Origin of the sequence: Halobellus rarus, assembly GCF_024494595.1 — an archaeon.
Classification (GTDB): domain Archaea; phylum Halobacteriota; class Halobacteria; order Halobacteriales; family Haloferacaceae; genus Haloquadratum; species Haloquadratum rarum.
In genome coordinates, this window is sequence record NZ_JANHDI010000002.1 from 42,628 (window position 1) to 66,965 (window position 24,338).

Consider the following 24,338-nt stretch of genomic DNA (forward strand, 5'->3'; position numbering starts at 1 on the left):
CTCCACGGACTCTCGGTTTCACGGGGGACAACCCCCGTCTCAAAGGACCACCGGACGGTATCACCGTAACGGGACGGTGACCCCGATCGCCGTCCCTTCGGGGCTCGCCTGGATATCGATGTCTCCGCCGACGTAACTGACGAGCCAGTAAGCGAACCAGAGCCCCAGTCCGGAGCCGTGTTCGAGCGGATCTTCCGTCCCGGCCTCGATGACGCGACGCTCGTGGTCGGGGATCCCGGATCCGTTGTCGACGACCGTCACGGTCGCCGTCGCGTCACCGACGGCGACGGTGATCGCGACGCGCGGCGACGGGGCGTCGGAGTGCTTGACCGCGTTCTCGACGAGTTCTCGGAAGGCGGGGGTCACTCGCGCGTCGATCTCGACAGACTGTCCCAGCTCACCTTCGAGAGAGATCTCGGCGTCGGGATACGCGGAGCCGACGCGGTCCCGGAGGCGTTCGAGCGCCGACTCCAGCGCGCAGTCGCCGTCCGCTTCGATCCGATCTGTGAAGATCTGCCTGACGTGGTGCGCCTTCTCGCTGATATCGAGGAGCGACTGCACGTTCTCCTGGATCGCATCGAGATGCGCTGTCGACGCCTCGTCCCCGAGCGAGCGTTTCAACACGTCCGCGTACCCCCTAATGGCCGTCCCCTTGTTCCGGAGGTTGTGCCTGAGGACGCGCTCGAAGACGACGAGCTGTTGCTCGCGCAGCCGATGATCCGTGATATCGTCTTGAATGGCGACGAACCCGTTGATCTCCCCGTCCGCGTCCTGGATGGGAGAGATGGTCTGATTGAGCACGATTCGTTCCCCGGACTTCCGCTCGTTCACCGTCTCGCTCGTCCAGACCTCACCGTCGAGGATCGTCTGCCACAGTTCCCGGTAGAACGCCTCGCCGTGGTCGCCGGATTTGAGAATCCGTGGATTCGCCCCGATCGCCTCCTCGGCCGCGTACCCGGTCATCTCCTCGAAGGCCGGATTCACGTACTCGATCGTCCCGTCGGTATCGGTGATGATGATCGCGTGCCCGGCGTGTTCGACCGCGCTCTCGAACTTCCGGAGGTCTCGTTCGCGCTCCTTTCGCCGGGTGACGTCCTGGAACAGTACCAACACCGCGGGCGCGCCGTCGTAGCTGATCCGCGAGGCCCGGAGATCGATGTCTTTGCGTCCACCGGCGGGCGTCTCGATGGCGACTTCGTACTGTGTTGGTAACTGCTCGCCCGCGACACGCTTTCTGTACCGGTCGCGAACGACCGTCCGGTACTCGGGTGCGACGATGTTCTCGACCGGCACTCCTATCAGGCTGTCCCGCTCGGCGATCTCTCTCATCCGCTCGTTCGCGAACGCGAACTCGCCGTTCTGTGCGACTGCGATCCCGCTCTCGCTCTGTTCGACGAGCGTCTGATACTTCCGCCGTTCCTCTCTGAGACGCTCGTTCCGCTCTTGGAGGTCCGTGGCGAGTTCCTCAGTCTGCGCGCGGCGAACGAGGAGGTTCGAGACCGTCCGGAAGAGCGCCTGTTTTCCGACCGGAGCTGTTACCACCTCGTTCACCACGAGCGGGCGCTCGCTGGTCGTGATGTCGGGCAAGGTCACCGTGGTCGATGCGTTCTCGCGTCGGATCAGGACTACCGGGCAGAACACGGGATCCTGCGCCCGTTTATGCCGCTTCAGCGCGTCTCGGTGCTCCAGAAAGGACGGCTCGTCGACCAAGTACAGCGGGACGTCACGGATCTCGTCGGCGACGACGGGCGTATGTCGGTCCGCCAGGAGCGACGAAATCGCGCGCCGGTTTCCAGCCCCGGCGAGCAGTAGTTGGATTTCGGCCATCTTGTGTCGTCCGTCTTAGGGTGAGGGCGGTGATCGCTCGCTCGATCGGTCGGGGATCCCGTCGAGGACGCCGTGGATCCCCGACACCGACTCGCCCACGTCGAGGCCGTCGGCGGTGATCTCGTAGCGCCGCGGCGTCGTCTCGAAGCCGCCGACGCGTTTCTTCAGCACGCCGACGAGGCGTTGTAACTCCCCGTCGAGTTCGATGTAGTTCTCGAAGAGGATGTTGTCGGCGATGTAGCTGACGTTGTCGCTGGTCGCCTCCGGGAGCCCCGTCACCTCGCTCCGCTGGTCGATCAGAATCACGGCGGTGTCCGTGTTCACCAGATACTGCGTCAGAGCCCGGAGACGCCGACGTAGGTCCACGCTGTTACCGTCTCCTTTGATCGCGGTTTTGTAGCCGGCGATCCCGTCGACGACGACGAGTTCCGCGTCGTGTTCGGCGACCTGCGTTCTGGCCCGGTGAGAGAACTCCTCGGGGGAAAGCGCCAGCGAATTCACCCCCTCGACGAGTAGTGATCCGTCCTCGCGCAGTGTCGATATCGGGTGCCCGAACGTCTCGGATCGGTACGTGAACGTCTCCAGGGACTCCTCGAAGAGGTACGCGATCGCCGCCTCACCGTTCGCCGCCGCAGTGGACAAGAACTCCGTCGCCGTCGTCGTCTTGCCCACTCCCGACGGACCGCTGACGATCGTCACTGTGCCGCGTTCCAGGCCGCCACCGAGCAGGGCGTCGAGCGCTTCGATGCCGGAGGAGAACTGCGTCGGCTCGAACGAACGGTCGTGACTCTCCGGGGCCAACGCCGGATACACCTCGATCCCGCCCGCTCGGATCTCCATTCCGTGCTTCCCGTCTCGCTGTCCGACGCCGCGGTGCTTGGGGACGCAGATACGACGCCCCGCCCTCTGGTTCTCGTATTCGAGGTCGATGACACCGTCGCTGAGCGACCGGAGCTGCGTGTCCATCTGCTCGTTCGGTGTCTTGGTCGCCAGTACGGTGGTGCCCCGCTTCTTGAGAAAGCGCGCCAGCGAGATGATCCGCTTCCGGAACTGATATTCGCTCGGTTCGAGGTACTGAAACTGCGATATCGGATCGATCAGGACGCGTTCGGGATCCAGCTCCTCGATCGCGTCGCGGATGTCCGAAACCAGATTCCCGTCCTCGACGTCCTGTGGGTCGACGATGTCGTACGATTGACTCGAGGTGAAGAAATCGGACTCGGGGCCCACGTCGAGAAACTCCGCGCCGTCGATGTCGATGTCGAGTTCGGCGGCGTTGGCCCGCAGGTCGGCTACGGATTCCTCTCCGTGAATAAACAGGACCGTCTCGTCAGCGGCGAGGCCCGCTCTGAGAAACTGCGTACCGAGAAGGGTTTTGCCGGTACCGGGGTCCCCGACCACCAGATACAACCGGCCGTTCACGAAGCCGCCCTCGAGCAGTGAGTCGAGCCCCGGGATACCGCTCGAAAGCTGCGTAAATGATGGTTTAGCGCGTCCCACGAGCACCTTTCCCAGAGGGTGAATTTAAATGTTTTCTCGCGTTATTGCGTGTGATACCACCGGGTCAGTCACCTGTTCGGTATCCTCGCCTCCGGCCGACTGGCGCGGGGAGAACCCCCGCAGAAATTCAGGTTATAACATATATTCTATCTGTCCTTTCAGGTGAGACAACGGCTGACAGTGAGGCCACCGATCACGGGGACTGGTGGAGCCGTGTCCCCGAGAGTGCAACTCCTCGACTACGGGTTCCGATACAAAACGGGAATAAACCGTCTCATAGGAATTATCGTAACTGTTCATAGATTCTCGCCGAACGGTACGGCGAGAATTCTATGAGGACTTACGATAATTCCTATCAGTCGTCGGCGACGGCCACGTCTCGGTCCGCCTCGTTGGCCGTCGCTCGCAGTTCGGTCAGACAGTCGAGCCAGTCGAGCCAGTACTCGCCGCAGTGGTTCAGGAACGCCCCGTTGTTCCACGCCGAGAAGTCGCCGCCGGCGAAGGCCCGGGCCATCTCGCGGGCGGCCTCCTCCCAGGAGTCCGCGTCGCCGGCGACGCCGTCGACGACCTCCCAGACGTGTTCGTTGAGTTCGAGGCCGGGAACCTCGTTGTTCAGGTCGTCGAACGTCGGTCGCGGGGCCTTGTTGTGCTCACAGAGCGGGTAGCCGTTGACGACGTCCTTCTCCAGGACGTCGGCGGCGCGCTTGAGGAACACGCCCGACCAGATGTCGTCGAAGCGGCCGACTTCCCACTCGTTGTCGTCCATCGGCAGCTGGTAGAACGCCGGAATGACCTCCCGCTCGAAGGCGAGGTTCATCGAGCAGACAGTGAGGTACTGGCCCGGTTCGGCGACGAAGTCGCCCTCGAAGTCCGCCTTCTCCGTCCGGGTCTGTGCCTGCCCCTGCAGGTCGCCGTCCATCAGGATGCGGACCGCGTCGAGGTCCGGGACGTTCGTCCAGAGACCTTGAGAGGCGACGACGTCGGTCAGTTCCCGCCGATCGGTCTCGACGTCCTCGTCCATCGCGGAGTAGGGGTACCCGCGGGGGTACAGGCCGTGCTCGTCGGCGCGCTGATAGAGGACGTTCACCCATCGCTCGTCCGAGCCGACGGACTCCACCTCGTCGGTCCGGTCGAGGTTTTCCATATGCCGGCCGAAGAAGTCCCACTCCTCGTGCGGCAGCGTGTCGTCGTCGATGAACACGCCGCGCTCGAAACGCTCGTGCGCCCACATGTAGAGCAGTCCGAAACTCGTCTGGGCGTGCGACGCGGCCGGGATCAGGTGCGAGAACGACGAGAGGTCCCGGTCCTCGAACCATTCCTCGCGGCGCGACCCGTCGTAGACCGCGCCGTCGACGCCCTCCTCCTCCAGCATCGCTTCCATCTCCTCGACGTCGCAGAAGTCCTCCGTGACGAGGAGAACGAACAGTCGGTCGAGGTCGAACCCGTGCTCGCGGGCGTTCTCGAAGTACGCCCGCATACAGTCGTAGTCGCGGATGGTCGGCACCACGACGCAGACGTCCTGCTTCATCGACTGCTACTCTTTAGGCCGCCCTAAAAGTTCTATCGCTCTGGAGTCGATCAACGCGGACGGCGAAACCGTGCCGTTCTTTCCCCGAGAGACGTTCTCCGGATCCGTGTCCGAAACAGACGCGTGGGACGACGTCACCGTCGGGATCCGCGCTGGGACGCTCCTCTCGGTCGCGGCCGCCGTCGCGTGGCTCTCGGGCGCGCCGGCCGTGTTTCCGAGCCTCGGTCCCACCGCGTTCGTCCTCTCGACGGTTCGGCGGGGTCCCACCGAGCGCGTCGTCGTCGGCGGGCACGCGATCGGCGTCGTCGCCGGTCTCCTCGCGTATCTCGCCGTCTCGACTGTCGTGCCGGTTCCGACGTCGCCGCTCGCCTTCGACCCGCCGTGGCTCGCCGTGAGCGGCGTCGCTGCGGTGGCGCTCACGACGACCGGGATGCGGTTCACGGATCTGGTCCATCCCCCCGCCTGCGCGACGACGCTCATCGTGGCGCTCGGGCTTCTCGAACCGGTCCAGGCGCTCGTCGTCGTGTTGCCGTCGGTGGTGTCGCTTCTGGCGGTCGACCGAGCGCTTTCGGGTCGCCTCTGCCGCTGATCGCGGCGACCGAGTCGGTTACGACACGAGCGCCGAGCACCGTTACGGCGTGAGCGCGTCGAGCAACAGCACGGCCTCCCCCTTCGAGAGCGGATCGTTCGCGTTGCCGCAGTGCGGCGACTGGACGCAGGCGGGACAGCCGTCGGCGCACTCGCAGTCGTCGATCAGGTCCCGGGTACGGCCGAGCAGCGTCTCGACCTCCTCGTACCCGCTCTCGGTCAGCCCCACGCCGCCGGGGTAGCCGTCGTAGACGAAGATCGTCGACTGCCCGGTGTGTGGGTGATGCGGCGTCGACAGGCCGCCGATATCCCCTCGATCGCAGAGGAACGAGAGCGGGAACAGCGAGATCATCCCGTGTTCGGCCGCGTGGATGCCGCCGTTGAAACCGTACTCGCCGCCCGCCTCGCGCATCTCGCGTTCGACGTCCGCTGGAACCGTGAAGTACAGCGCGGTCGTCCGCAGGGTCGTCTCCGGCAGGTCGAGCGTTTCTCGACCAATCGCCTCGCCGCGGCGCGGATCCCGCCGTTCGAACCCCGTGATCTGCTTGCGCATCGTCACCTCGGCGAAGCGGACCTCGGTGTCGGGTCGGGCCGACAGCGACTTCGCCTCGCGGTCGGCCTCGACGGTGATCGTCTTGTCGTGGAGGACGCGCGTGTAGTAGTCAGCCCAGGTCGGCTGGAGCGTCGCCGTGTCCCGATCCAGGTCCAGTTCGGTCACCTCGTAGGTCGTTCCCTGATGGTGATAGATCGCCCCCTCGTGGGCGTCGCGCAGGGCGTCGGCGAACGACAGCGACGCGATCACGTCGTTCGAGCGGGAGTCGAACAGATCGACCTCGCGGCGCTCGATCGTCCGCAGGCTCATCTCGTGCTGCGGGCTGCCGTCGCCGTCGTACAGCCAGCGGAGTCCCTCGTCGGTCTCGCGGCGTTCGAGCCGACCCGCCGAGGCGAGCGCGGCGACGACGTCCGGGAACGACTCACCGAAGTGACGCTCGTCTTCGGGTTCGAGCCAGTTTTCCCTCGCGGCCGAGGCGACGTGATCAGGGAGGAGTTCCCCGTTCTCGGGGTCGCAGACCGCCCGCTCCGGTTCGCCGTCCCAGAACTCCTCGGGGTGTCGGAGCAGGTACTGATCCAGTTGGTCCTCGCCGCCGACCAGCACCACCAGCGCCTCGTCGTCGCCGCGGCCCGCTCGCCCGGCCTGCTGGACCGCCGACATCCGCGTGCCGGGGTAGCCGTCGATCAGCACGGCGTCGAGTTCGCCCACGTCGACGCCGAGTTCCAGCGCGTTCGTCGACCAGACGCCGCGGACCGAGCCGTCGTGCAGCCCCGCCTCGATCTCGCGCCGGCGGTCGTGGTTCAGCGCGGCCTGGTACGCCGTCACCGACGCGGCCGCGTCGTGCTCGCCGCGCTCTCTGAGGTCCGAGGCGCTCTCGGTGGCGTAGCGCTCGGCGGTCTGTCGGGCCCGCGTGAACGCGAGCGTCTGGAACCCCCGGGATACCAAATCGACGAAGAGGTTCTTCGTCTCGACGTGGCTGGACCGACGGCGGCCGCTGCCGCCGGCGTCGGAGGCGCTCCCGCTGCTGTCGGTGCCGTCGCTGCCGCCGGCGTCGTCTCTCCCGGGGGTCGCATCCCCGCCGTCGTACTCCGGCGGGTTCCACAGCAGCCAGTGTTTCGTGCCCGTCGCGCTCGCGTCCTCGTCGATCAGCCGGAACGTCGCCTCCGCTCTGCCGGTCACCCGCGCCGCGTGCTCGACGGGGTTGCCGATCGTCGCCGAGCAGCAGACGTACTGCGGGTCGCTCCCGAAGCGCTCGCAGATCCGGTTCAGCCGACGGAGCGTCAGCGCGACGTGGCTGCCGAAGACGCCACGATAGCCGTGGATCTCGTCGACGACGACCGCTTCGAGCGATCCGAAGAACCAGTCCCAGAGCCGGTGCGCGTGCGGGAGTAACGCGTAGTGCAGCATGTCCGGGTTCGAGAGCAGTACGGTCGGACGACGGTCGCGGACGTCGCGCTTCTCGGACTGGGAGAGTCGTCCGGTGTACTCCTCGACGGAGACTCGACTCCCGAACCCGAGGCCGCGGGCGAGGTCCGAGAGCGTCTCCCGCTGATCCGCGACGAGGGCGTTCTGCGGCCCGAGATACAGCGTCCGGCCGCCGTGGTCCATCGCGCGCTCGAACGCCGGGACCGTGTAGGCGAGGCTCTTGCCGCTCGCGGTCGGGGTCGCGAGCACCGCGTTCTCGCCGTCTCGGACGGCCTCGATAGCATCGGCCTGGTGCCGGTAGAGTCGGTCGACTCCGCGGTCTGCGAGCGCGCTCGCAAGTCGCGACTCCAAGTCGACGTCGACGTAGTCGGCCGCGCGGCTCTCGACGCACCGGTGATCGCGAATCTGCCTCGCGTAGTACGGCCGATCCTCGATCCAGCCGACGAGTTCGTCGATCGACGCGCGTTCGTCCACGGTCACAGTCGCCTTCGGGGCGGTACGCTACTCACCGTTACGGTCGGGTCGCTCTGGCTGTCTCCGTCCGTCCAACGTGAAATCGTCCGTCCAACGCGAAATCGTCCGTCCAACGCGAAATTCGGACGATCCGCCAGCACGGTTTTGCCCGCTCGGCTCTTTCGTTCACCTATGGAAACGTACGACGCGGTGCTCGTCTACGACGGCGAGTGTCCGTACTGTTCGATCGCGGCGCGCGCGCTCGAACGCCTCGACGACGTCGGCGCGATCTCGTGGTACGACGACGCCGCGCAGGCGTTTCTCGACGCGCAGTTCGGCGAGGTCCCGTTCGCGATGTTCCTCGTCGACGAGCGGCGGAGCCGGGTCTACGCCGGTCGGTCCGCCGCCGAGGAGTTGGCCGATCGCGCCGGAACTCCCGGGATCGTGGGATCTCTCGTGCGGGACAACTACGACCGGATCGCGCGCGCGGTGGGCGTCGCGAGCGGCCGGGGACGCGACCCGGACGACTACCACGAGAGCTACCCGCTCGACGACGACGCGGCCGCGCTGTTCGCTCGGTTGGTCGCGGCGGCCGTCGAGCGCCCGGAGGCGCTGGCGTGACCGGCGGTTCCGAGGCAATCTGCGTCGTCGATCCCGAGGCCATAGGGGACGGAACCGACGCGCTCGGGATCGGCGACGGAGACGCGCCGCCCGGGACGTACGTCCTCCTCTTCACGCTGCATTCGGAGGCGACGATCACGGTCGGCGCGCTCGGGACTGCGACCTTCCCGGCCGGGGCGTACGCGTACGTGGGGAGCGCGTTCGGGTCGAACGGACTCGGTCGCGTGGATCGACACCGACGCGTCGCGGCGGGAGCGCACGACGTCCAGCACTGGCACGTCGATTATCTCGGCAGCCACCCCGACGTGGCGCTCGACGATGTCGTCGTCGTGCCCCGCGCGGACGTCGAGTGCCGACTCTCGATCGAGATCGCCGACGCGGTGGACCGTCGCTTCGCTATCGTGCCCACGCCGCTCGAAGGATTCGGAGCCTCCGATTGCACGTGCGGGACGCATCTCCTCGGCGGTAGCGACACCGATTCCCTCGGTGACGCGGTCGTCGCTGCCGCGGAAACGGTGAAACGGTCGTAGATACGGGTTTCGGCAGAACGAGGGTCCGATCGGAAAATCACGGGCCGTGCCGGTCCGGGCAAGGCAGACACGGCCCTGAAATTGCGTCCTAGCCGCCGATTCGGCGACTGTCCGACTGACACGCGTATCGCGTGAGTCGGCGTCGAGACGCACCGTATGCCGGTTTGTCAGAGGCACCCCGGCAGGAAACAATTCGCCGTCCTGATATTTATAATCACCTACTTGTGTGAACGAAAATGAAAGATAGACTGTCGTATCAACGCGATATATCCTGCAGCAATGTCAGAACCTAAGTAGGGGTTTATATTCACGCCGAAAGATCTTAGACGCACCGGATGGCAGGCGTCTTGGATGCCAGACCGTTCGATACACCCGGACAGCTACTCGAACATCCCCGTCGACATATATCGTTCCCCGCTATCCCAGAAGACCGTAATCACGAGCGGGCACTCGTCGGCTCCGCTCGCTAGTGCGTCGGCTGCCGCCGTCTCTCCCGTCTCCGTGGAACCGTCCGCGGCACCGATGACGTACCCCGGATCGGGATCGTGGCACTCCGCGTCCGGATCGGCGAGTCGTTCTGCGACGCGCTTCGCCGCGAGGTTCGAGGCACCGGAGGACTGGCCGACGAGGATCCCCTCCTCGCGGGCGAGACGCCGACACTCGGCCTCGGCGTCCTCGATGGTGACGGTCTCGACGTCGTCGAGGAGGTCGGTGTCGAGGTTCGGACTGACGAACCCCGGGCCCATTCCCTGGAAGTCGTCGATCCCGGGCTCTCCGCCGGAGAGGACGGCGTTGTCCTCGGGCTCGACCGCGACGATCTCCATTTCGGGGAACTCCTCGCGGAGCCGCCGGCCGATCCCCGTGATCGTCCCGCCGGTCCCGACGCCCGCGACGAGGGCGTCGACGCTCCGGTCGCCGATCTGATCGAGGATCTCCTCGCCCGTGGTCAGGTAGTGCGCCTCCGGATTCGCGGGGTTCTCGAACTGACGGAGCTGGACCATCCCCTCCGATTCCTCCAACTCGTCCGCACGGTCTTTCGCCGCCGAGATGTCGCCGTCGACCAGTTCGATATCGGCTCCGTAGGCTTTCATTATCTGGCGGCGCTCGGGGGACTTCGACCCCGGCATCACGACCGTGAGATCGTATCCCTTCGCGGCCGCGACGACCGCGAGACCGATCCCGGTGTTCCCGCTCGTGGGCTCCACCAGGGCGTCACCGGGTTCGATCGAACCCTCCCGCTCGGCGCGCTCGACCATCGCGAGCGCCGGCCGGTCCTTCGCGGATCCGCCGGGGTTCTTCGACTCGATCTTCGCGGCGATCTCCGCGCCCGCGGGCGAGTCGACGCGGACCAGCGGCGACCCGATCGTCTCGAGGACGTTCGCGTTCATCGACTCGACGTTCGTCGCTGGGGCACAAGACGGTGACGACGGCGGCCACGCGGTGCCGGTACCGGCAGGGCGTGGCTCCTCCGCCCGCCACCGCGGGGTTTACGCCCTCGGCCGTCGTACGAACGCGTATGTCCGAAGCCGACGCCGAAGCGGAAGCCGGAACGCTCGAAACGATGCGACCGAACCCCGCGTGGGACGCCGACTCCTACGAGGAAGCGGTCGAGGCCCTCTCCGAGGACGGCCTCGTCTTCCGCGTCTGGGGCGGCGACTGGTGCGGCGACTGCCGCGGGCAGCTCCCCGACTTCGGTGCCGCCCTCGACGCCGCGGACGTCCCGGAGGAACGAATCCACCACTACCCGGTCGAGAAGGAAGACGACGGCAGCAAGACGGGCGCGCTCGTCGAGGAGTACGGCATCGAACTGATCCCGACGGTCGTCGTCGAGCGCGACGGCGAGGAGGTCGCCCGCTACGTCGAGGACGAGCGCGCGCCGATCGCGGTGTATCTCGCGGAACGGCTGTAAGAGCGACCCGCTGGGGCCGGGGAAAGCGGTGGCGATCAGAGGCGATCGAGATCGCCGCGGCGCTCGCGGTGCATTATGCCGGCGGCGAACCGTCGGAGTTGGTCGACGAGTTCCGCCTCCGTCTCGTACGTTTCTATCCTGAGATCCCATCGGACGGCGGCCGATCGTATCATCGCGCTCGTCACATCCTCCTCGTGGACGAAGACGATCCGCTCTCGATGTGTCTCGTCGAGATGTTCGAGAATGCTCCCTGCCTCCTCGCCGACGCCGAAGTTGTGTCCGAGAAACGGCAGCACGAACGCGATCGCGTTGCTGCACCGCGCGTACTCGATGCTCTGTGTAGCCGCGTCTACCTCGTCGGTGTCGACGTCAACGTCGATAGCAAGGAAGGCGTTCACCCCCGGATCGGCCCGAAGCGCGCCTTGCACCCGACGCAGGAGCGCCTGGGCCGCGTCGATCTCGTCTCTGCTCCGGAACAGCCGTCGGAGCGGCCCCGGCAGGTCCGCCACGTCGATCCGCCTGCGCTCCTCCTCGTTGAGAACGTAGTCGAGGTTGAACGATTTGTACGGCCCCATCAGGTAGAACAGGAACCGGTCGTACGTCACCTCCCCGAGCCGTTCGATTACGAGGTCTCGCGTGATTTGTGTTGACACGGTTCGCATATTGCGCCGCAATATATAAAAAGGATGATTTTCAGCACTTCCTGGCTTGACAAAGACTAAGAGTCCCGTCGACGTATCAGTACCCGAGATGTCGACGGATCACACGCGTGTCGTCAACGGGAACGTCCCTGACGACCCCGCGGATCTACTTCCCGACGACAGCGTGCTCACCCTCGACGAGTACCTCGAAATGCACGCTGCGGTCGGGCACAGAACCCGATACGAGATCGTCTATCGGCTCGTCCACGGCGGGGAGATGAGCCCGAAAGAACTCGAGGCAGCGATCGACATCGACGACAGCACGCTCCATTACCACCTCAACAAACTCGTCGACGCCGGCCTCGTCGAGAAACGCGCCCGGACCGAACGCGGGCAAGACGGGCTGTACACGTACTACCGCGCGACAGTCTTCGGCGAAGTCACGCTCACCGAGGGCGTCGACGAACTGATCCGCGGCGAGCAGGCGTTCGACGAACTGTACGACAGTTCGTCGTCGTAATCTCTCTGCGCGGGCGGTTCACTTCGACTCGTTGTCGACGTCACCGGACCCGTCGTCGCCGACGTCACTGAATCCATCGTCGCCGACGTCCGGAACCGATACGTCGTCGCCGTCCACTGATTCGTCTGTCGAGCCGTCCCCATCTCCGAACCATCCGAACGCCTCCGACAGCGAGTGCGTCGGCGGCGAGCACGTGCGGCCCTCACAGACGTAGACGGTCGGCTCACCGTCGCGCATCTCTCGCCCCTTCCAGATTGCGGGAACCCCGTCGATTCCCAAGCGGTCGATCCACGCCGTCAACCCGTCGTCCGTCGGCGGTCGCGGCGAGACGATCGAATCGGGGAGGTACGTCGACGCCAGCGACTCCCGGAACGAGTCTGGAAGCGGAACCGATCCGTCGGACCTCTCGGCGGCGATCACGACCTCGGTCCCGCCGCGAGCGCGCCTGTCGGCCGCGAGTGCCAGCGATACGTGTTCGAGCGGTCCGCCGCGGATCCGGTTCGCGTGGGTGTCGAGCACCGCGCCCGCGACGTCCCCGAACCCCTCGTCGGGGGCGAACGCGTCGAGACCGAGCAGGAGCGAGGCCGCGACGCCGGCGCTGGACGGCGTCGACTGGTCCTGGAGCTCCTGCGGTCGGGTGACGAGCGACTCGCCCTCGGCGGGCGTCATATACAGCGTGCCGGCGTCGACGTCGTAGAACTCGTCGACGACGACGCGGGCGAGATCCAGCGCGAACGCGAGGTGGTCGACGTCGCCGGTCGTCCCGTACAGGTCGAACGCGCCGCGCGCGAGGAACGCGTAGTCGTCGAGGTAACCCTCGCCCTTCACGTCGCCGTCCTTGTAGCGACGGGCGAGCCGTTTCCTCTCGCTATCCCACAGGTGCTCGCGGACGAACGCGAGCGCGTCAGCCGCCATCTCCGTGTAGGCGTCGTCGCCGAGCACCAGTCCGCCGCGGGCGAGACTCGAAACCGCGAGCCCGTTCCACGACGCGAGGATCTTCTCGTCGCGCGCGGGCCGGACGCGCTCCTCGCGCGCCTCGAACAGCGCCGCGCGGGCGTCGTCGAGCCGGTCGACGATCTCACCCTCGTCGCAATCGTACGCGTCGGCGAGGTCCGGAATCGACGCGTCCACCGTGAGGACCGTCTCGCCCTCGAAGTTGCCCGCCTCGGTCACGCCGAATCGCTCTTTGGCGATGTCGGCCGTCCGCTCGTCGTCGATCGCGTCGTCGACCGAGTCGGGCGTCCAGACGTAGTACTTGCCCTCCTCGCCCTCGCTGCGGGCGTCGAGGGTACTGAAGAAGCCGCCCTCGTCGTGTCTGAACTCTCGGTCGAGGAAGTCGAACGTCTCGCGGGCGATCGTCGCGTACGTCTCTCTTCCGGTGAGCTGGTACGCCGCGAGGTAGACCCGCGGGAGTTCGGCGTTGTCGTACAGCATCTTCTCGAAGTGCGGGACCGTCCACTCCCGGTCGGTCGCGTAGCGGTGGAACCCGCCGCCGACGTGATCGTAGATGCCGCCGGCCGCCATCGCGTCGAGCGTGGTCGTCGCCGCCGAGAGCGCCTCCTCGGAGCCCGTGCGTCGGTGCGATCGGAGTAACGCCTCGATCCGCCCCGGCTGGGGGAACTTCGGCCCGCCGGAGCCGAAGCCGCCGTGTTCGCGGTCGGTCGCCCGGAGCGCCGATGTCGCCGCGTCGCCCAGGATGTCCTCGTCGTCTCGGCCTCCGCTCTCGTGGGTCGGCGCGGACGATCCGGCGGGAGCGTCCGACCCGCTCGCGGGCGTCGTCTCCAGGTTGTCACGGAGCGCGTCGGTCCACTGATCGGCCCGGTTCTCCATCTCCTCGCGGTTCGACGCCGACTGCCACGACTCGGCGAAGGACCGACAGACGTCCAGGAACCCGGGGACGTTCCCGCGCTGGGGGTTCTCGGTCTTCGGGAAGTAGGTGCCGACGTAGAACGGCTTCCCCTCCGGGGTGAGCCAGACCGACAGCGGCCACCCGCCGCCGCCGGTGACGAGTTGACAGATCGTCTGGTACACCCGATCGAGGTCCGGTCGCTCCTCGCGGTCGACCTTGATCGGGACGAAGGAATCGTTGAGGACCCTCGCGACCTCCTCGTCCTCGAAACTCTCCTCGGCCATCACGTGACACCAGTGGCACGCCGAGTAGCCGATCGAGAGGAAGATCGGTCGATCGGTGGCCCGGGCGGCGGTCAGCGCCGCCTCGTCCCACGGCTGCCAGTGCACCGGGTTGTCGGCGTGCTGCCGGAGATACGGGCTCTCCTCCTCGCCGAGGCGGTTTCGCGAAAGGGGATCGTCCATACGCCCCGTAGGGGAGTCGGCGGGAAAAGCCGTGTGACCCGGTGGCCTCGGTGATCGACCGCTCGACCGGGGCGGCTGTCGCTCGCTAGGCATAGCACGAACGTGCACACATAGGGATAGAAAAAGAGCAACATTTACACTCCCGTGCGTATGTCCTCCGGGTATGTCAAGCTCGGAGACGGTGCTCCTCGTCGGCGGCGGCGGACGCGAACACGCGATCGCGCGATCGCTGTCCGAGGACCCGGCGTGCGACCTATACGCGTGTGCGAGCAACCGAAACCCCGGAATCACGGCCCTCGCGGCGGGGTTCGAGACGATCGAGGAGACGGCCGTCGAGGAGGTGGTCGCGTACGCGATCGAGGTCGACGCCGACCTCGCCGTGATCGGTCCCGAATCGGCTCTCGAAGCCGGCGTCGCCGACGCACTCGACGAGTCCGGCGTCTACACGTTCGGCCCCGACGCCGAGGCCGCCCGCATCGAGACCGACAAGGCGTTCCAGCGGGAGTTTATGCACTCGGAGTCGATCCCCGGCTGCCCGGACTACGCCGTCTTCGACGATATGGAGGCCGCCTGCGAGTACATCGACGAGTACGGCGGCGACCTCGCGGTCAAGCCCGCCGGCCTCACCGGCGGGAAGGGCGTGAAGGTCATCGGCGATCAGGTGAACCGCGAAGAGGCGAAGGCGTACCTCCGGGAGCACGACTACGACCGGGTCGTCCTCGAGGAGCGACTCGTCGGCGAGGAGTTCACCGTCCAGGCGTTCGTCGCGAACGGCGACGTCCGACCGACGCCGGCCGTCCAGGACCACAAGCGCGCCTACGAGGGCGACGAGGGACCGAACACCGGTGGGATGGGAAGCTACAGCGACGCCGGCCCCGAACTGCCGTTTATGACGCCCGAGGACTACGCCGACGCCGTCGAGATCCTGGAGGCGACCGTCGAGGCGCTCCCCGAGTACAAGGGCGTCCTCTACGGGCAGTTCATGCTCGGTGCCGACGGCCCGAAGGTCGTCGAGTTCAACGCCCGCTTCGGCGACCCCGAGGCGACGAACACCCTTCCAGTCCTCGACACCTCGTTCCTCGACGTCCTGACCGCCGCCCGCGACGGCGAGGCGCTGCCGCGACTCGAATTCGACGGGAAGGCGACCGTCTGCAAGTACGCCGTGCCCGACGGCTACCCGACCGATCCGAGGAGCGGCGCGAAGATCACCGTCGACGAGGAGAGCGTCGGCGAGGCGCTCCTGTTCTACGCGAGCGTCGACGAGCGTGAGGACGGCCTCTACACCACGACCTCCCGCTCGTTCGCCGTCGTCGGCGTCGCCGACTCGATCGAGGCGGCGGAGAAGCAGGCCGAAGACGCCCTCGCCGCGGCGGGCGACGGACTCCGCGTCCGTCACGACGTCGGTACGGCGGACCTCGTCCAGCGCCGGATCGACCACATGAACGAACTCCGCGGGAACTGATAGGGATGAACGAGTGCGCCGCCGCTGCCGGCGCGCCGCGTGAGACTGCCGACGAGCGAACCTTTTGGTAGCCCGCGTCGTACGATCCGTTGTGAGCGACGACGCCGACGACCGAGACTCGAAGGGGCCTGACGACCGAGACTCGAAGGGGCCTGACGACCGAGACCCGAAGGGCTCTGACGACCGAGGCGGTGACGACTCGGACCGCAGACACGGCCGCGTCGAGCACCATCCGACGCCGGGCGTGATGAACTCCCTGCGGCACTGGACCGACGTGAAGCCCGTCTGGCGGATCGCGCTCAACTACGTCCTCGTGTGGATCGCCCGCGTCGCCCCCTCGCTGCGGGTCCGAAACTGGGCGTTACGCCGACTCGGCGTCACCGTCGGAGAGGGCGTCTCCTGGGGCCTGGAGGCGACGCCCGACGTGTTCTGGCCCGAACTGATCACGCTCGGTGATCACTCCGTCGTCGGCTACGACTCCGTGATCCTCTGTCACGAGTTTCTGCAGGACGAGTATCGTACCGGCGAGGTCGTCGTCGGCGAGCGGGCGATGATCGGCGCGAAGGCGGTGATCCTCCCCGGGGTGCACATCGGCGAGGGCGCGCAGGTCGCGGCGAACTCGCTCGTGACGCGCGACGTGCCGCCGAACACCACCGTCGCGGGCGTGCCAGCCCGCCGGATGGGTCGCGAGGAGGACGGCGGCGGCGACGAGTGAGGCGGCGGGTGTCGCCGGCGACGAGAATAACGGCTGCGTGAACGTCCTCGGAGACGAGTGACGTCGCGGGGACGTCACGGCGACGGGACTCCCCGCCCGTAATCCGCCCAGTGACCTACGAGAGCCGCTCTCTGAGGCGTTCGATCCCCTCACGATAGACGAACACGTACGCGAGCGGGTACGCGACGAGGAGCCCGCCCGCGAGATAGCGGAGCTGTGTCAGGGGATCCGGCGGTCCGAGTACCGCCCCCGCCGCTGCGAGCGCGTGGGCGGCCGCGACCGCACGGAACGCCCGTTCACGCTTGCTCTGAGGGGCCGCTCCCTCTCTCCGACGCCGGAGGGTGGATCGAACCACGGCCACCGACACCACGAGGCTCGTGACGACGAAGCCGATCCCGAAGAGCACGTAGAGCGGGACCCCTCCGGAGGTCTCCTGTAGCAACACCGACGGCGGAAGCGGGGAGAAAAACGGCATCGGCGCTCACTCGCGGATGCGCACGACGCCGTCCTCGAAGACCGTACTGTTGGGAACGATGAACTCCTCGCCGTCGTTCTCGATGTGCGTCACGAAGAGGCTCACCTCTTGGACGATGCCGCGCTTCTCCCCGATCTCGACCTCGTCACCGATCACGTACGGCTGATTCAAGAGGAGATACGACCCCGCGGCCCCGGATTTCAGGAGGTCCGAGAGCGCGATCGCCGAGAGGAAGACGAGCGCGAACAGATAGACCGCCAGCAGCACGACGAGCGCCAGCGTGGCGACCCCCAGTTGCGAGAGCGCGATCAGGACGGCCACGTAGATGACGGTGAACTTCGCGAGTCTCGGAAACACGCCGATCTGTGGGAGTTTGATCCCGGTGAGGCGTTCTCCGACGACGATCTGGATCTTGTCGCCGACGACGATACCGACGATGAGGATGATGATCGCGAAGAACAGTTGCGGGAGGAACTCGACGGTCCGACTCCAGAAACTGGCCGCGACCGTGACGTGAGCGACCGAGAGTACCGCGAGAAAGGTGATGCCGAGCACGAAAAAGCGGACCAACGTTCCGAGCACTTCGACGGTCGAGGTGTCGAACTCCCGGGCGGTCCGCTCGAAGGCGGTCCCCTCGATCGCTTCTGGGACTCCGATTCGAACGAGCAGGCGAGTCGTGAGCGTGCCGAGCAGGATGGCGGCGGCGATGCCCGCCACGACGACGATCAGTGCGGCCCAGACCCACCGCGGGACCGTATCGAAGACCGCCGCGAACCAACCCATGTCGACCTGTAGCGCCGGCGTGACCGAGGTCGCGCCGCTGCCGCCGGTCGGAGCCGGTTGCGCTCCGCTCGTGATCTCCGCTCCCGTCATCAGTACTCCTCCGGATCGATCTCCAGGATGATCTGTCCGCCTTTGAACGCGCGGACGAGACCGTCAGACTCCGAGAGGACGATCGCGGTGGCGTTCGTGTCGCGGGTGATCGCCGCGCCCGCCATGTGCCGCGCGCCGAGTCCCTTCGGGATGTCGACGCCCTCCGCGGCGGGTTCCAGATAGCGGTACGCGCTGACGAGTTTCCCCGAATCCGAGATGACGAACGCGCCGTCCAGCCGGGAGAACTCCTTGAGCATCACGTTCACGATCGGGTCGCCGACGTGGACGTGGGACTTCTCGAAGGGGTTGTACGACAGCGGCCGGGACTTGTTCATCACCTTCCCGGCGTCGCCGACGACGAACAGCGCGCCGACGGGCTTGCCCTTCTGTCCCTTCTTGCCGAGTTCGATCGCGACCTCGAAGACGTCGCGGATGACGCTCGGGTCCGCCCGCGAGTTCGCGAACAGGTCGTAGATCCCCGAGCGCATCGCCTCTTCGACCCGCACGCGAACCACGCCGTCGGGGTCGCCCTCGAAGATTCTGACGCTGCAGGCGACGACGTCCCCCTCCTCGACGAGGTCCTGTTCGAGCGCTCCCTCGACGCCGAACTTGATCCGATCTCTGATGTTGTCGAACTCCAGCGGTAGTTCGACGTACGTCTCGGCGTCGACGTCGTTCTCGGGAGCGACGACCACGACCTGTTCGTCGAGTTCGGCGTCGGCGAACCGCTCGTAGTGGGAACCGCTCGGGGAGAACAGGAACACGCTCTCGACGTCCGACACGACATCTCCCAGGAGGTCCGATAACGCCGACATTGGTTTCCCTACACTTTCGGCGCTGTAAAGCGTTGTGGGACGTTCTCGCCGGTGATATCTGTCTTGCAGGTGGCTGACAACCGTCTGACGCTGCGCTCGGTGCGATCACGGCGGATCGTTCACCCGTCGATTCCCGGTGACGGTGACGCGGTGTCGACGGCGGCCGTCCGGGGTTTCCGCCGCTCAGTAGGATTTCGCGAAGTACGCGGTTTCGACGGCGGCGTCGCCGCAGATCGCGCAGTCGTCGTCGTGGTGGATCTCCGCCTCGTCGTCGTCGAGGGGCACCATCACGATCTCGGCGGCGATCTGGTCTTTGATCTCGGTCTCGCAGTCCTCGTCGCCGCACCACGGCGCCTTCACGTAGCCGCCGTGCTGGCCGATCGTCCCCAGAATGTCGGCGCGGGAGTCGGCCTCACGGACGTTCTGAGCGAGATTCTCCTCGGCGGCGGCGTACAGTTTCGCGTACACCTCGTCGAAGTGGGACTCGACGGTCTCGGCGATGTCCTCGCGGTCGACCTCCGTCGACTCGCCGTCGGGGCGGTGTACGAGCGTGGCGGTCCCGTCGTCGGCCTCGTTGGGGCCGATCTCCATCCGGACGGGGACGCCCTTCAGCTCCCACTCGTTGAACTTGAAGCCGGGGTTGCGCTCGTCGCGGTCGTCGAGTTCGACGCGGACGCCCGCGTCTTCGAGGTCCTCGGTGATGCCCTCGGCGTATTCTAAGACCTCCTCCTTCGTGTCGGCCTGCCAGATCGGTACCACGACGATCTGTTCGGGGGCGATCGCCGGCGGCAACACGAGGCCCTGATCGTCCGAGTGCGTCATAATGAGCGCGCCGATCGCGCGCCAGGAGAGCCCCCAGGAGGTGGTGTGCGCGATCTGGGACTCCTCGTCCTCGTCGGTGTAGGTGATGTCGAACGCCTCCGCGAACGAGGTCCCGAGGTAGTGGGAGGTCGCCCCCTGGACGGACTTGCCGTCCGGCATCAGCGCCTCGACGGTCGTCGTCGTGTCCGCGCCGGGGAACTTGTCGTGTTCGGGCTTCGCGCCTCGCAGGACGGGCATCGCGAGCAGGTCCTCGTAGGTCGCCTCGTACTGGTCGAGGCGACGCATCGTCTCCGCCCACGCGTCCTCGCGGGTCGCGTGGGCGGTGTGACCCTCCTGCCAGAGGAACTCCTTCGTCCGGAAGAACGGCTTCGTCTCGGTCGCCTCCCAACGCACGACCGAGGCCCACTGGTTCACTCGCAGCGGGAGGTCGCGGTGGCTGCGGACCCACTGGGAGATGTACGGCGTGATGATCGACTCCGACGTCGGCCGGACGGCGAGTCGCTCCTCTAACTCCTGGTTACCCGCGGTCTCGACCCACGCGACCTCGGGGTCGAACCCCTCGACGATGTCCTTCTCGCGTTCGAGGTAGCTTTCCGGGATGAAAAGGGGAAAGTAGGCGTTCTGGACGCCCGTGTCCTTGAACAAGGAATCCAAATGGCCCTGGATGCGCTCCCACAGTTCGTACGCCCGGGGTCGCGTGACGATGAACCCGCTCATCCCCTCGGGCGCGTAGTTCGCGAGGTTGGCCTTCTGGACCACCTCGGCGTACCACTCGCCGGTGTTGTACTCCTTCGACTCGGTGATGCCGAGTTCCTGCTCGTCGCTCATTACGTGTTTCGAGCCCCAGGGCGGTCTTAAATCTCCTGAAGCGACCCGGTACTCGGTTGGCTCACCGGGAACCGCTCAGCGGGTCCGGTCGGGATCGACCGCGAACGGGCTTTCGGTCTCCTGCCACTTCCATCCGGGGAGCCGCGTCTGAAACCCCGCCGCCAGCGCCGCGTCGAGGTCGTCGATGCCGGCACCGCCCTCGCTGTGCGTCGTCACGTCCGCGAAGTGGAACGTCGCCTGCGCGAGCAGCGACAGCGGCGTCCCGCCGGCGATGGTGGCCGCGAGTTCCCGGCCGAGCACCTCGTCGACGACGAATCCGGGGTAGTCGCCGGTGACGTCCAAGCCCCGGAGCAGCGCGACGTACGCGGCCGCGTTGACGGCGACGTCGCCGTCTGAAAAGACCGTCGCGACCTCCTCGCGGTAGGCCCCCGTCGACACGGGGCCGACCTCCGTCTCGAACAGCTCGCCCAGTCGCGTCCGCGTCTCGTTGATGATCGGAACGACCTCGTCTGCCCGGTCTTGGACCCACGCTGCCTCGCTCGCGACGCGTTCGGGAGTGACCTCCATACGGACGCTCACGCGCCGTCGGGGTTTCGGCTTTGCGAAGGCTTTTATACGCAGGCGGAACTACTTCGCTCCAAGCGGGTTCTCCCTGCCTCTCAGCGGCCAGGACCGCAGACATAGTCGTTCACTACGCACTACGTTCGCCCTATGCTCTCTCACCGTCCCCTCGCGTCGACGGAATGGTCGTCCTGTCGGGTCCGCTGGGAGGACTGGGTACCCCGACCAATCAGCTGTCGTCGTCGATCACGACGGGACGCTCTCAGTTATGAGTTCAGTAGACACGCAACTTGAGGAGTTGAAAGCAGAGATCAAATCGGAGTTGCCGGCCGACATCTCGGTGTCGGACGTCACCTACGAGGGCCCGGAACTGGTCATCTACACGCGCGATCCGAAGCGGTTCGCCCGGAACGGGGACCTGATTCGCGACCTCGCGGGCACGCTCCGCAAACGAATCACCGTCCGTCCGGACCCCGTGGCGCTGTCGCCGCCCGAGCGGGCCAGAGAACGGATCCGCGAAGTGATCCCCGAAGAGGCGGGCGTCACCGATCTCGACTTCCACGAGGATACCGGGGAGGTCGTCATTCAGGCCGACAAGCCGGGGGTGGTGATCGGACGCAACGGCGCGACCCTCCGAGAGATCACCCGGGAGGTCGGCTGGACGCCCGAGGTGGTTCGAACCCCGCCGATCGAATCCTCGACGGTGTCGAACGTCCGTGACTTCCTCAAGCAGGAGCGCGAGGACCGCCGACAGATCCTCGAACGCGTCGGTCGACAGATCCACCGAGAGGAACTCGCCAACGAACAGTGGGTTCGGATCACGATGCTCGGCTCCTGCCGGGAGGTCGGACGCTCGTCGTTCATCCTCTCGACGGCCGAGACGCGGATCCTGGTCGACTGCGGCGAGAAGCCGGGGACCGGCGAGTCGCCGTATATGGACATCCCGGAGGCACTCGGTGCCGGTGCGAACTCGCTCGATGCGGTCGTGCTCACCCACGCGCACCTGGATCACTCCGCGCTGATTCCCCTGCTCTACAAGCACGGATACGACGGTCCGGTCTACACGACGGAACCGACGCGGGACCTGATGGGGCTGCTCCAACTCGATTACCTCGACGTGGAGCGCAAGGAAGGACGGTCGCCCCCGTACGACCCGGAGATGGTCCGCGAGGCGATCAAACACGCCATCCCGATCGAGTACGGCGACGTCACCGACATCGCGCCCGACGTCAAGTTGACCCTCCACAACGCCGGACACGCCCTGGGATCGGCTATCGCGCACTTCCACATCGGCGACGGTCTCTACAACGTGGCCTTCTCCGGCGACATCCACTACGGGGAGACGCGACTGTTCGACGGCGCGGTCAACGACTTCCCGCGCGTCGAGACGCTCGTGCTGGAGTCGACCTACGGCGGCCGAAACGACTACCAGACCGACCAGGAGGACTCGGAGCGAAAGCTGGTCGAGGCGATCAACGAGACGCACGACCGCGGCGGAACGGTCGTCGTCCCGACCTCCGCGGTCGGCCGCTCACAGGAACTGATGCTCGTTCTCGAAGAGGCGATGCGCGAGGGGGAGATCCCGGAGATGCCTGTTCACCTCGACGGGATGATCTGGGAGGCGACGGCGGTCCACACGACGTACCCCGAGTACCTCCGCTCGGACCTCCGCGACCGCATCTTCGGCGAGGAGGAGAACCCGTTCCTCGCGGACGCGTTCTCGCAGGTCGACGGGGGCGACGACGTTCGCCGGGAGATCGCCGAGGGTGACCCCGCCATCGTCCTCTCGCCCTCCGAGATGGTCACGAGCGGACCGATCACGTCTTGGCTCCGCCACGCCGGCCCCGACCCCGACTCGCGGCTCGTCTTCGTCGACTACCAGGCGCAGGGCACGCTCGGCCGCCGCATCCAGAACGGTCTGAGGGAGGTCCCAATCGACGACGGCGTCGGGCGCTCGGAGACGGTGCAACTGGCGATGGACGTGGACACGCTCGACGGGTTCTCCGGGCACGCCGACCGACAGGGCCTCGAGAACTTCGTGAAGACGATGAACCCCCGTCCCGAGAAGATCCTGTGTGTCGACGGCGACGAACGAGCCGTCCAGGACCTCTCGTCCGGACTGTACCACGAGTACCACCTCCGGACGTTCACCCCGAAGAACCTCGAGACGTTCCGGTTCCGCTGATCCGGCCGCTCGCGTCGTTTTTGTGCGCCATTGAGACACCGACGGACATTCTCACCCCCGACGAAGCTTCTTACCCGAGTGCGACGACAGTAGCCGTATGCGCCTCGCGCTGATCGCCCACGACGAGAAGAAGCCCGACATCATCGAGTTCACGAGGAGCAGACTCGACGACCTCGAACGGTTCGACCTGATGGCGACGGGGACGACCGGAAAGCGACTGCGGGAGTCGACCGGCCTCGACATCGAACGGAAGCAGTCCGGCCCGCTCGGCGGCGACATGCAGATCGGCGCGGAGATCGCCGACGGGAACTGCGACGGCGTCATCTTCCTTCGGGATCCGCTGACTGCGCAGCCACACGAACCGGACATCAGCGCCCTGCTTCGCCTCTGCGACGTCCACTCGATCCCGCTGGCGACGAACCTCGCCAGCGCCGACGCCGTCCTCGACGAACTCGTGCGCGTCCTCGACGGCGAAGATCGGCCGGAGTCTCACTAGACACTCATCGACGACGGCCGATCGGAGTCCCGTGAGATCCCGAACGGGGACGGACAGCGAGAGTCTCAGCGTTGAGAATTTCGCCGCGGGACTTAATCCGGTGACGTCGAAACGGTCGGTTATGGGACGCCGCAGCGGTACGCCAGTCTTCGTCCGGCTCCTCGTCGTCGCCCTCGTCTGTTCGGTCGTCGTCGCCGTCGCCGCTGTTCCGCCGGCGGCGGCGCAGTCGGGCGACACCGACGGTAGCGGATCCGCCGCGGAAACCGACGAGCGGCGCTGCTTTCCCGCCGACGGACACGACCTCACGGTCGGCGACGGCAACCCGCACATCAACGTGACCGTGCACACCTCGCTGTTCACGGACCCGTCGCCGCCGAGCGCGCTCGGTCTGGAAGCCCGCGGCGTCGCGCTCGACAGCGACGTGATCGGACTCCGGACCGGCGTCCTCTTCGAGGGGGTTCCCGAGGAGGCGTCGACGGAAGCCGTCTGGAACTCCTTCGTGATCCTCTTCGACTACCGGTTCTCGCTGCCGATGTTCTCCGACTCCGTCGACGACTCGACGTACGAACCGACCGGCGGCCCCGTCTCCGGGGTCGAGACCCGAGGCTGCTGATTCCGACCGACTTCGCTGATTCCGACCGGATCCGGCTGAAGACGTCGCGATACGAGACTCCCGACTCGGTCGCGACCCACGACCG

Annotated in this window: 22 protein-coding genes; 10 read left to right on the forward strand and 12 right to left on the reverse strand. The window is 66.6% G+C overall.

The features are described 5' to 3' along the window. Positions 1–60: 60 nt before the first annotated feature. The 3 genes from NO876_RS03415 to NO876_RS03425 all read right to left on the reverse strand — a co-directional run bounded on the left by NO876_RS03415 (position 61) and on the right by NO876_RS03425 (position 4,855). Positions 61–1,827 (reverse strand): PAS domain S-box protein, encoded by a 1,767-nt coding sequence (locus tag NO876_RS03415; protein WP_256420279.1) that lies wholly within the window; start codon positions 1,825–1,827, stop codon positions 61–63. 15 nt (positions 1,828–1,842) lie between these two features. Continuing rightward, positions 1,843–3,327, reverse strand: coding sequence for an ATPase domain-containing protein (locus tag NO876_RS03420; protein WP_256420280.1), 1,485 nt, complete (start codon positions 3,325–3,327; stop codon positions 1,843–1,845). A 355-nt stretch (positions 3,328–3,682) separates the two neighbouring features. Then, positions 3,683–4,855 (reverse strand): alpha-1 4-glucan-protein synthase, encoded by a 1,173-nt coding sequence (locus NO876_RS03425; protein WP_256420281.1) that lies wholly within the window; start codon positions 4,853–4,855, stop codon positions 3,683–3,685. Positions 4,856–4,961: 106 nt separating this feature from the next. On the opposite strand from NO876_RS03425, the gene NO876_RS03430 reads away from it, so the two are divergent. Further along, positions 4,962–5,444, forward strand: coding sequence for an HPP family protein (locus NO876_RS03430; RefSeq protein ID WP_256420282.1), 483 nt, complete (start codon positions 4,962–4,964; stop codon positions 5,442–5,444). Positions 5,445–5,486: 42 nt separating this feature from the next. On the opposite strand, the gene NO876_RS03435 is transcribed toward NO876_RS03430, so the two are convergent. Continuing rightward, the gene (locus tag NO876_RS03435; RefSeq protein WP_256420589.1) at positions 5,487–7,877 is read right to left on the reverse strand and encodes a DEAD/DEAH box helicase; all 2,391 of its coding nucleotides are present in this window, start codon (positions 7,875–7,877) and stop codon (positions 5,487–5,489) included. Positions 7,878–8,066: 189 nt separating this feature from the next. Between NO876_RS03435 and NO876_RS03440 the strand changes: the two genes are divergently transcribed. Continuing rightward, positions 8,067–8,495 carry a DCC1-like thiol-disulfide oxidoreductase family protein gene (locus NO876_RS03440; protein WP_256420283.1) on the forward strand — a complete coding sequence of 143 codons (429 nt, stop codon included), beginning with the start codon at positions 8,067–8,069 and terminating at the stop codon, positions 8,493–8,495. Continuing rightward, entirely contained in the window at positions 8,492–9,025 is a 534-nt protein-coding gene (locus NO876_RS03445; RefSeq protein ID WP_256420285.1) for a GIY-YIG nuclease family protein, read from the forward strand. The genes NO876_RS03440 and NO876_RS03445 overlap by 4 nt, the downstream gene beginning before the upstream one ends. A gap of 380 nt (positions 9,026–9,405) precedes the next feature. Here the strand turns inward: NO876_RS03445 and NO876_RS03450 are convergent, their stop codons facing one another. Then, complete coding sequence (locus NO876_RS03450; protein WP_256420287.1) at positions 9,406–10,413, reverse strand: PLP-dependent cysteine synthase family protein; 1,008 nt, start codon at positions 10,411–10,413, stop codon at positions 9,406–9,408. 128 nt (positions 10,414–10,541) lie between these two features. Here NO876_RS03450 and NO876_RS03455 point away from each other — a divergent pair, with 128 nt between their 5' ends. Beyond that, entirely contained in the window at positions 10,542–10,934 is a 393-nt protein-coding gene (locus tag NO876_RS03455) for a thioredoxin family protein (RefSeq protein ID WP_256420288.1), read from the forward strand. Positions 10,935–10,969: 35 nt separating this feature from the next. Here the strand turns inward: NO876_RS03455 and NO876_RS03460 are convergent, their stop codons facing one another. Further along, positions 10,970–11,587 carry a DUF7509 family protein gene (locus tag NO876_RS03460; protein ID WP_256420289.1) on the reverse strand — a complete coding sequence of 206 codons (618 nt, stop codon included), beginning with the start codon at positions 11,585–11,587 and terminating at the stop codon, positions 10,970–10,972. 97 nt (positions 11,588–11,684) lie between these two features. Here NO876_RS03460 and NO876_RS03465 point away from each other — a divergent pair, with 97 nt between their 5' ends. Further along, on the forward strand, positions 11,685–12,095 hold the full coding sequence (locus NO876_RS03465; protein ID WP_256420290.1) for an ArsR/SmtB family transcription factor: 411 nt from the start codon (positions 11,685–11,687) through the stop codon (positions 12,093–12,095). A gap of 18 nt (positions 12,096–12,113) precedes the next feature. On the opposite strand, the gene NO876_RS03470 is transcribed toward NO876_RS03465, so the two are convergent. Beyond that, complete coding sequence (locus tag NO876_RS03470) at positions 12,114–14,408, reverse strand: thioredoxin domain-containing protein (RefSeq protein ID WP_256420291.1); 2,295 nt, start codon at positions 14,406–14,408, stop codon at positions 12,114–12,116. A 163-nt stretch (positions 14,409–14,571) separates the two neighbouring features. Between NO876_RS03470 and purD the strand changes: the two genes are divergently transcribed. Together purD and NO876_RS03480 are read left to right on the forward strand one after the other, a co-directional pair. Next, positions 14,572–15,870: a phosphoribosylamine--glycine ligase gene (gene purD, locus NO876_RS03475; RefSeq protein WP_256420292.1), complete on the forward strand. Its 1,299-nt coding sequence runs from the start codon at positions 14,572–14,574 to the stop codon at positions 15,868–15,870. Between the two features lie 247 nt (positions 15,871–16,117). Continuing rightward, complete coding sequence (locus tag NO876_RS03480) at positions 16,118–16,585, forward strand: acyltransferase (protein ID WP_256420590.1); 468 nt, start codon at positions 16,118–16,120, stop codon at positions 16,583–16,585. Between the two features lie 115 nt (positions 16,586–16,700). Here NO876_RS03480 and NO876_RS03485 read toward each other — a convergent pair whose 3' ends face one another. The 5 genes from NO876_RS03485 to NO876_RS03505 form a co-directional block, all read right to left on the reverse strand. Beyond that, the gene (locus tag NO876_RS03485) at positions 16,701–17,060 is read right to left on the reverse strand and encodes a DUF7534 family protein (protein WP_256420293.1); all 360 of its coding nucleotides are present in this window, start codon (positions 17,058–17,060) and stop codon (positions 16,701–16,703) included. 6 nt (positions 17,061–17,066) lie between these two features. Continuing rightward, entirely contained in the window at positions 17,067–17,933 is an 867-nt protein-coding gene (locus NO876_RS03490; protein WP_390278595.1) for a mechanosensitive ion channel domain-containing protein, read from the reverse strand. Next, positions 17,933–18,748, reverse strand: a complete 816-nt coding sequence (dacZ, locus tag NO876_RS03495; RefSeq protein WP_256420294.1) for a diadenylate cyclase — start codon at positions 18,746–18,748, stop codon at positions 17,933–17,935. The genes NO876_RS03490 and dacZ overlap by 1 nt, the downstream gene beginning before the upstream one ends. Positions 18,749–18,931: 183 nt before the next feature. Beyond that, on the reverse strand, positions 18,932–20,398 hold the full coding sequence (gene proS / locus NO876_RS03500; RefSeq protein WP_256420295.1) for a proline--tRNA ligase: 1,467 nt from the start codon (positions 20,396–20,398) through the stop codon (positions 18,932–18,934). A gap of 75 nt (positions 20,399–20,473) precedes the next feature. Then, positions 20,474–20,965, reverse strand: a complete 492-nt coding sequence (locus NO876_RS03505; RefSeq protein ID WP_256420296.1) for a DUF7984 family protein — start codon at positions 20,963–20,965, stop codon at positions 20,474–20,476. Positions 20,966–21,227: 262 nt separating this feature from the next. On the opposite strand from NO876_RS03505, the gene NO876_RS03510 reads away from it, so the two are divergent. The 3 genes from NO876_RS03510 to NO876_RS03520 all read left to right on the forward strand — a co-directional run bounded on the left by NO876_RS03510 (position 21,228) and on the right by NO876_RS03520 (position 24,253). After that, positions 21,228–23,144, forward strand: coding sequence for a beta-CASP ribonuclease aCPSF1 (locus tag NO876_RS03510; RefSeq protein ID WP_256420297.1), 1,917 nt, complete (start codon positions 21,228–21,230; stop codon positions 23,142–23,144). Between the two features lie 97 nt (positions 23,145–23,241). Further along, positions 23,242–23,640, forward strand: a complete 399-nt coding sequence (mgsA, locus tag NO876_RS03515; protein WP_256420298.1) for a methylglyoxal synthase — start codon at positions 23,242–23,244, stop codon at positions 23,638–23,640. Positions 23,641–23,761: 121 nt separating this feature from the next. After that, positions 23,762–24,253: a DUF7332 family protein gene (locus NO876_RS03520; RefSeq protein WP_256420300.1), complete on the forward strand. Its 492-nt coding sequence runs from the start codon at positions 23,762–23,764 to the stop codon at positions 24,251–24,253. Positions 24,254–24,338: the final 85 nt, after the last annotated feature.

Coding starts and splice junctions, on each gene's coding strand:
- NO876_RS03455 (WP_256420288.1), top strand. CDS start 10,542: ATGTCCGAAGCCGACGCCGAAGCGGAAGCCGGAACGCTCGAAACGATG.
- purD (WP_256420292.1), top strand. CDS start 14,572: ATGTCAAGCTCGGAGACGGTGCTCCTCGTCGGCGGCGGCGGACGCGAA.
- proS (WP_256420295.1), bottom strand. CDS start 20,398: ATGAGCGACGAGCAGGAACTCGGCATCACCGAGTCGAAGGAGTACAAC.
- NO876_RS03480 (WP_256420590.1), top strand. CDS start 16,118: ATGAACTCCCTGCGGCACTGGACCGACGTGAAGCCCGTCTGGCGGATC.
- mgsA (WP_256420298.1), top strand. CDS start 23,242: ATGCGCCTCGCGCTGATCGCCCACGACGAGAAGAAGCCCGACATCATC.
- NO876_RS03505 (WP_256420296.1), bottom strand. CDS start 20,965: ATGGAGGTCACTCCCGAACGCGTCGCGAGCGAGGCAGCGTGGGTCCAA.
- NO876_RS03485 (WP_256420293.1), bottom strand. CDS start 17,060: ATGCCGTTTTTCTCCCCGCTTCCGCCGTCGGTGTTGCTACAGGAGACC.
- NO876_RS03415 (WP_256420279.1), bottom strand. CDS start 1,827: ATGGCCGAAATCCAACTACTGCTCGCCGGGGCTGGAAACCGGCGCGCG.
- NO876_RS03520 (WP_256420300.1), top strand. CDS start 23,762: ATGGGACGCCGCAGCGGTACGCCAGTCTTCGTCCGGCTCCTCGTCGTC.
- NO876_RS03490 (WP_390278595.1), bottom strand. CDS start 17,933: ATGACGGGAGCGGAGATCACGAGCGGAGCGCAACCGGCTCCGACCGGC.
- NO876_RS03510 (WP_256420297.1), top strand. CDS start 21,228: ATGAGTTCAGTAGACACGCAACTTGAGGAGTTGAAAGCAGAGATCAAA.
- NO876_RS03465 (WP_256420290.1), top strand. CDS start 11,685: ATGTCGACGGATCACACGCGTGTCGTCAACGGGAACGTCCCTGACGAC.
- dacZ (WP_256420294.1), bottom strand. CDS start 18,748: ATGTCGGCGTTATCGGACCTCCTGGGAGATGTCGTGTCGGACGTCGAG.
- NO876_RS03470 (WP_256420291.1), bottom strand. CDS start 14,408: ATGGACGATCCCCTTTCGCGAAACCGCCTCGGCGAGGAGGAGAGCCCG.
- NO876_RS03425 (WP_256420281.1), bottom strand. CDS start 4,855: ATGAAGCAGGACGTCTGCGTCGTGGTGCCGACCATCCGCGACTACGAC.
- NO876_RS03440 (WP_256420283.1), top strand. CDS start 8,067: ATGGAAACGTACGACGCGGTGCTCGTCTACGACGGCGAGTGTCCGTAC.
- NO876_RS03450 (WP_256420287.1), bottom strand. CDS start 10,413: ATGAACGCGAACGTCCTCGAGACGATCGGGTCGCCGCTGGTCCGCGTC.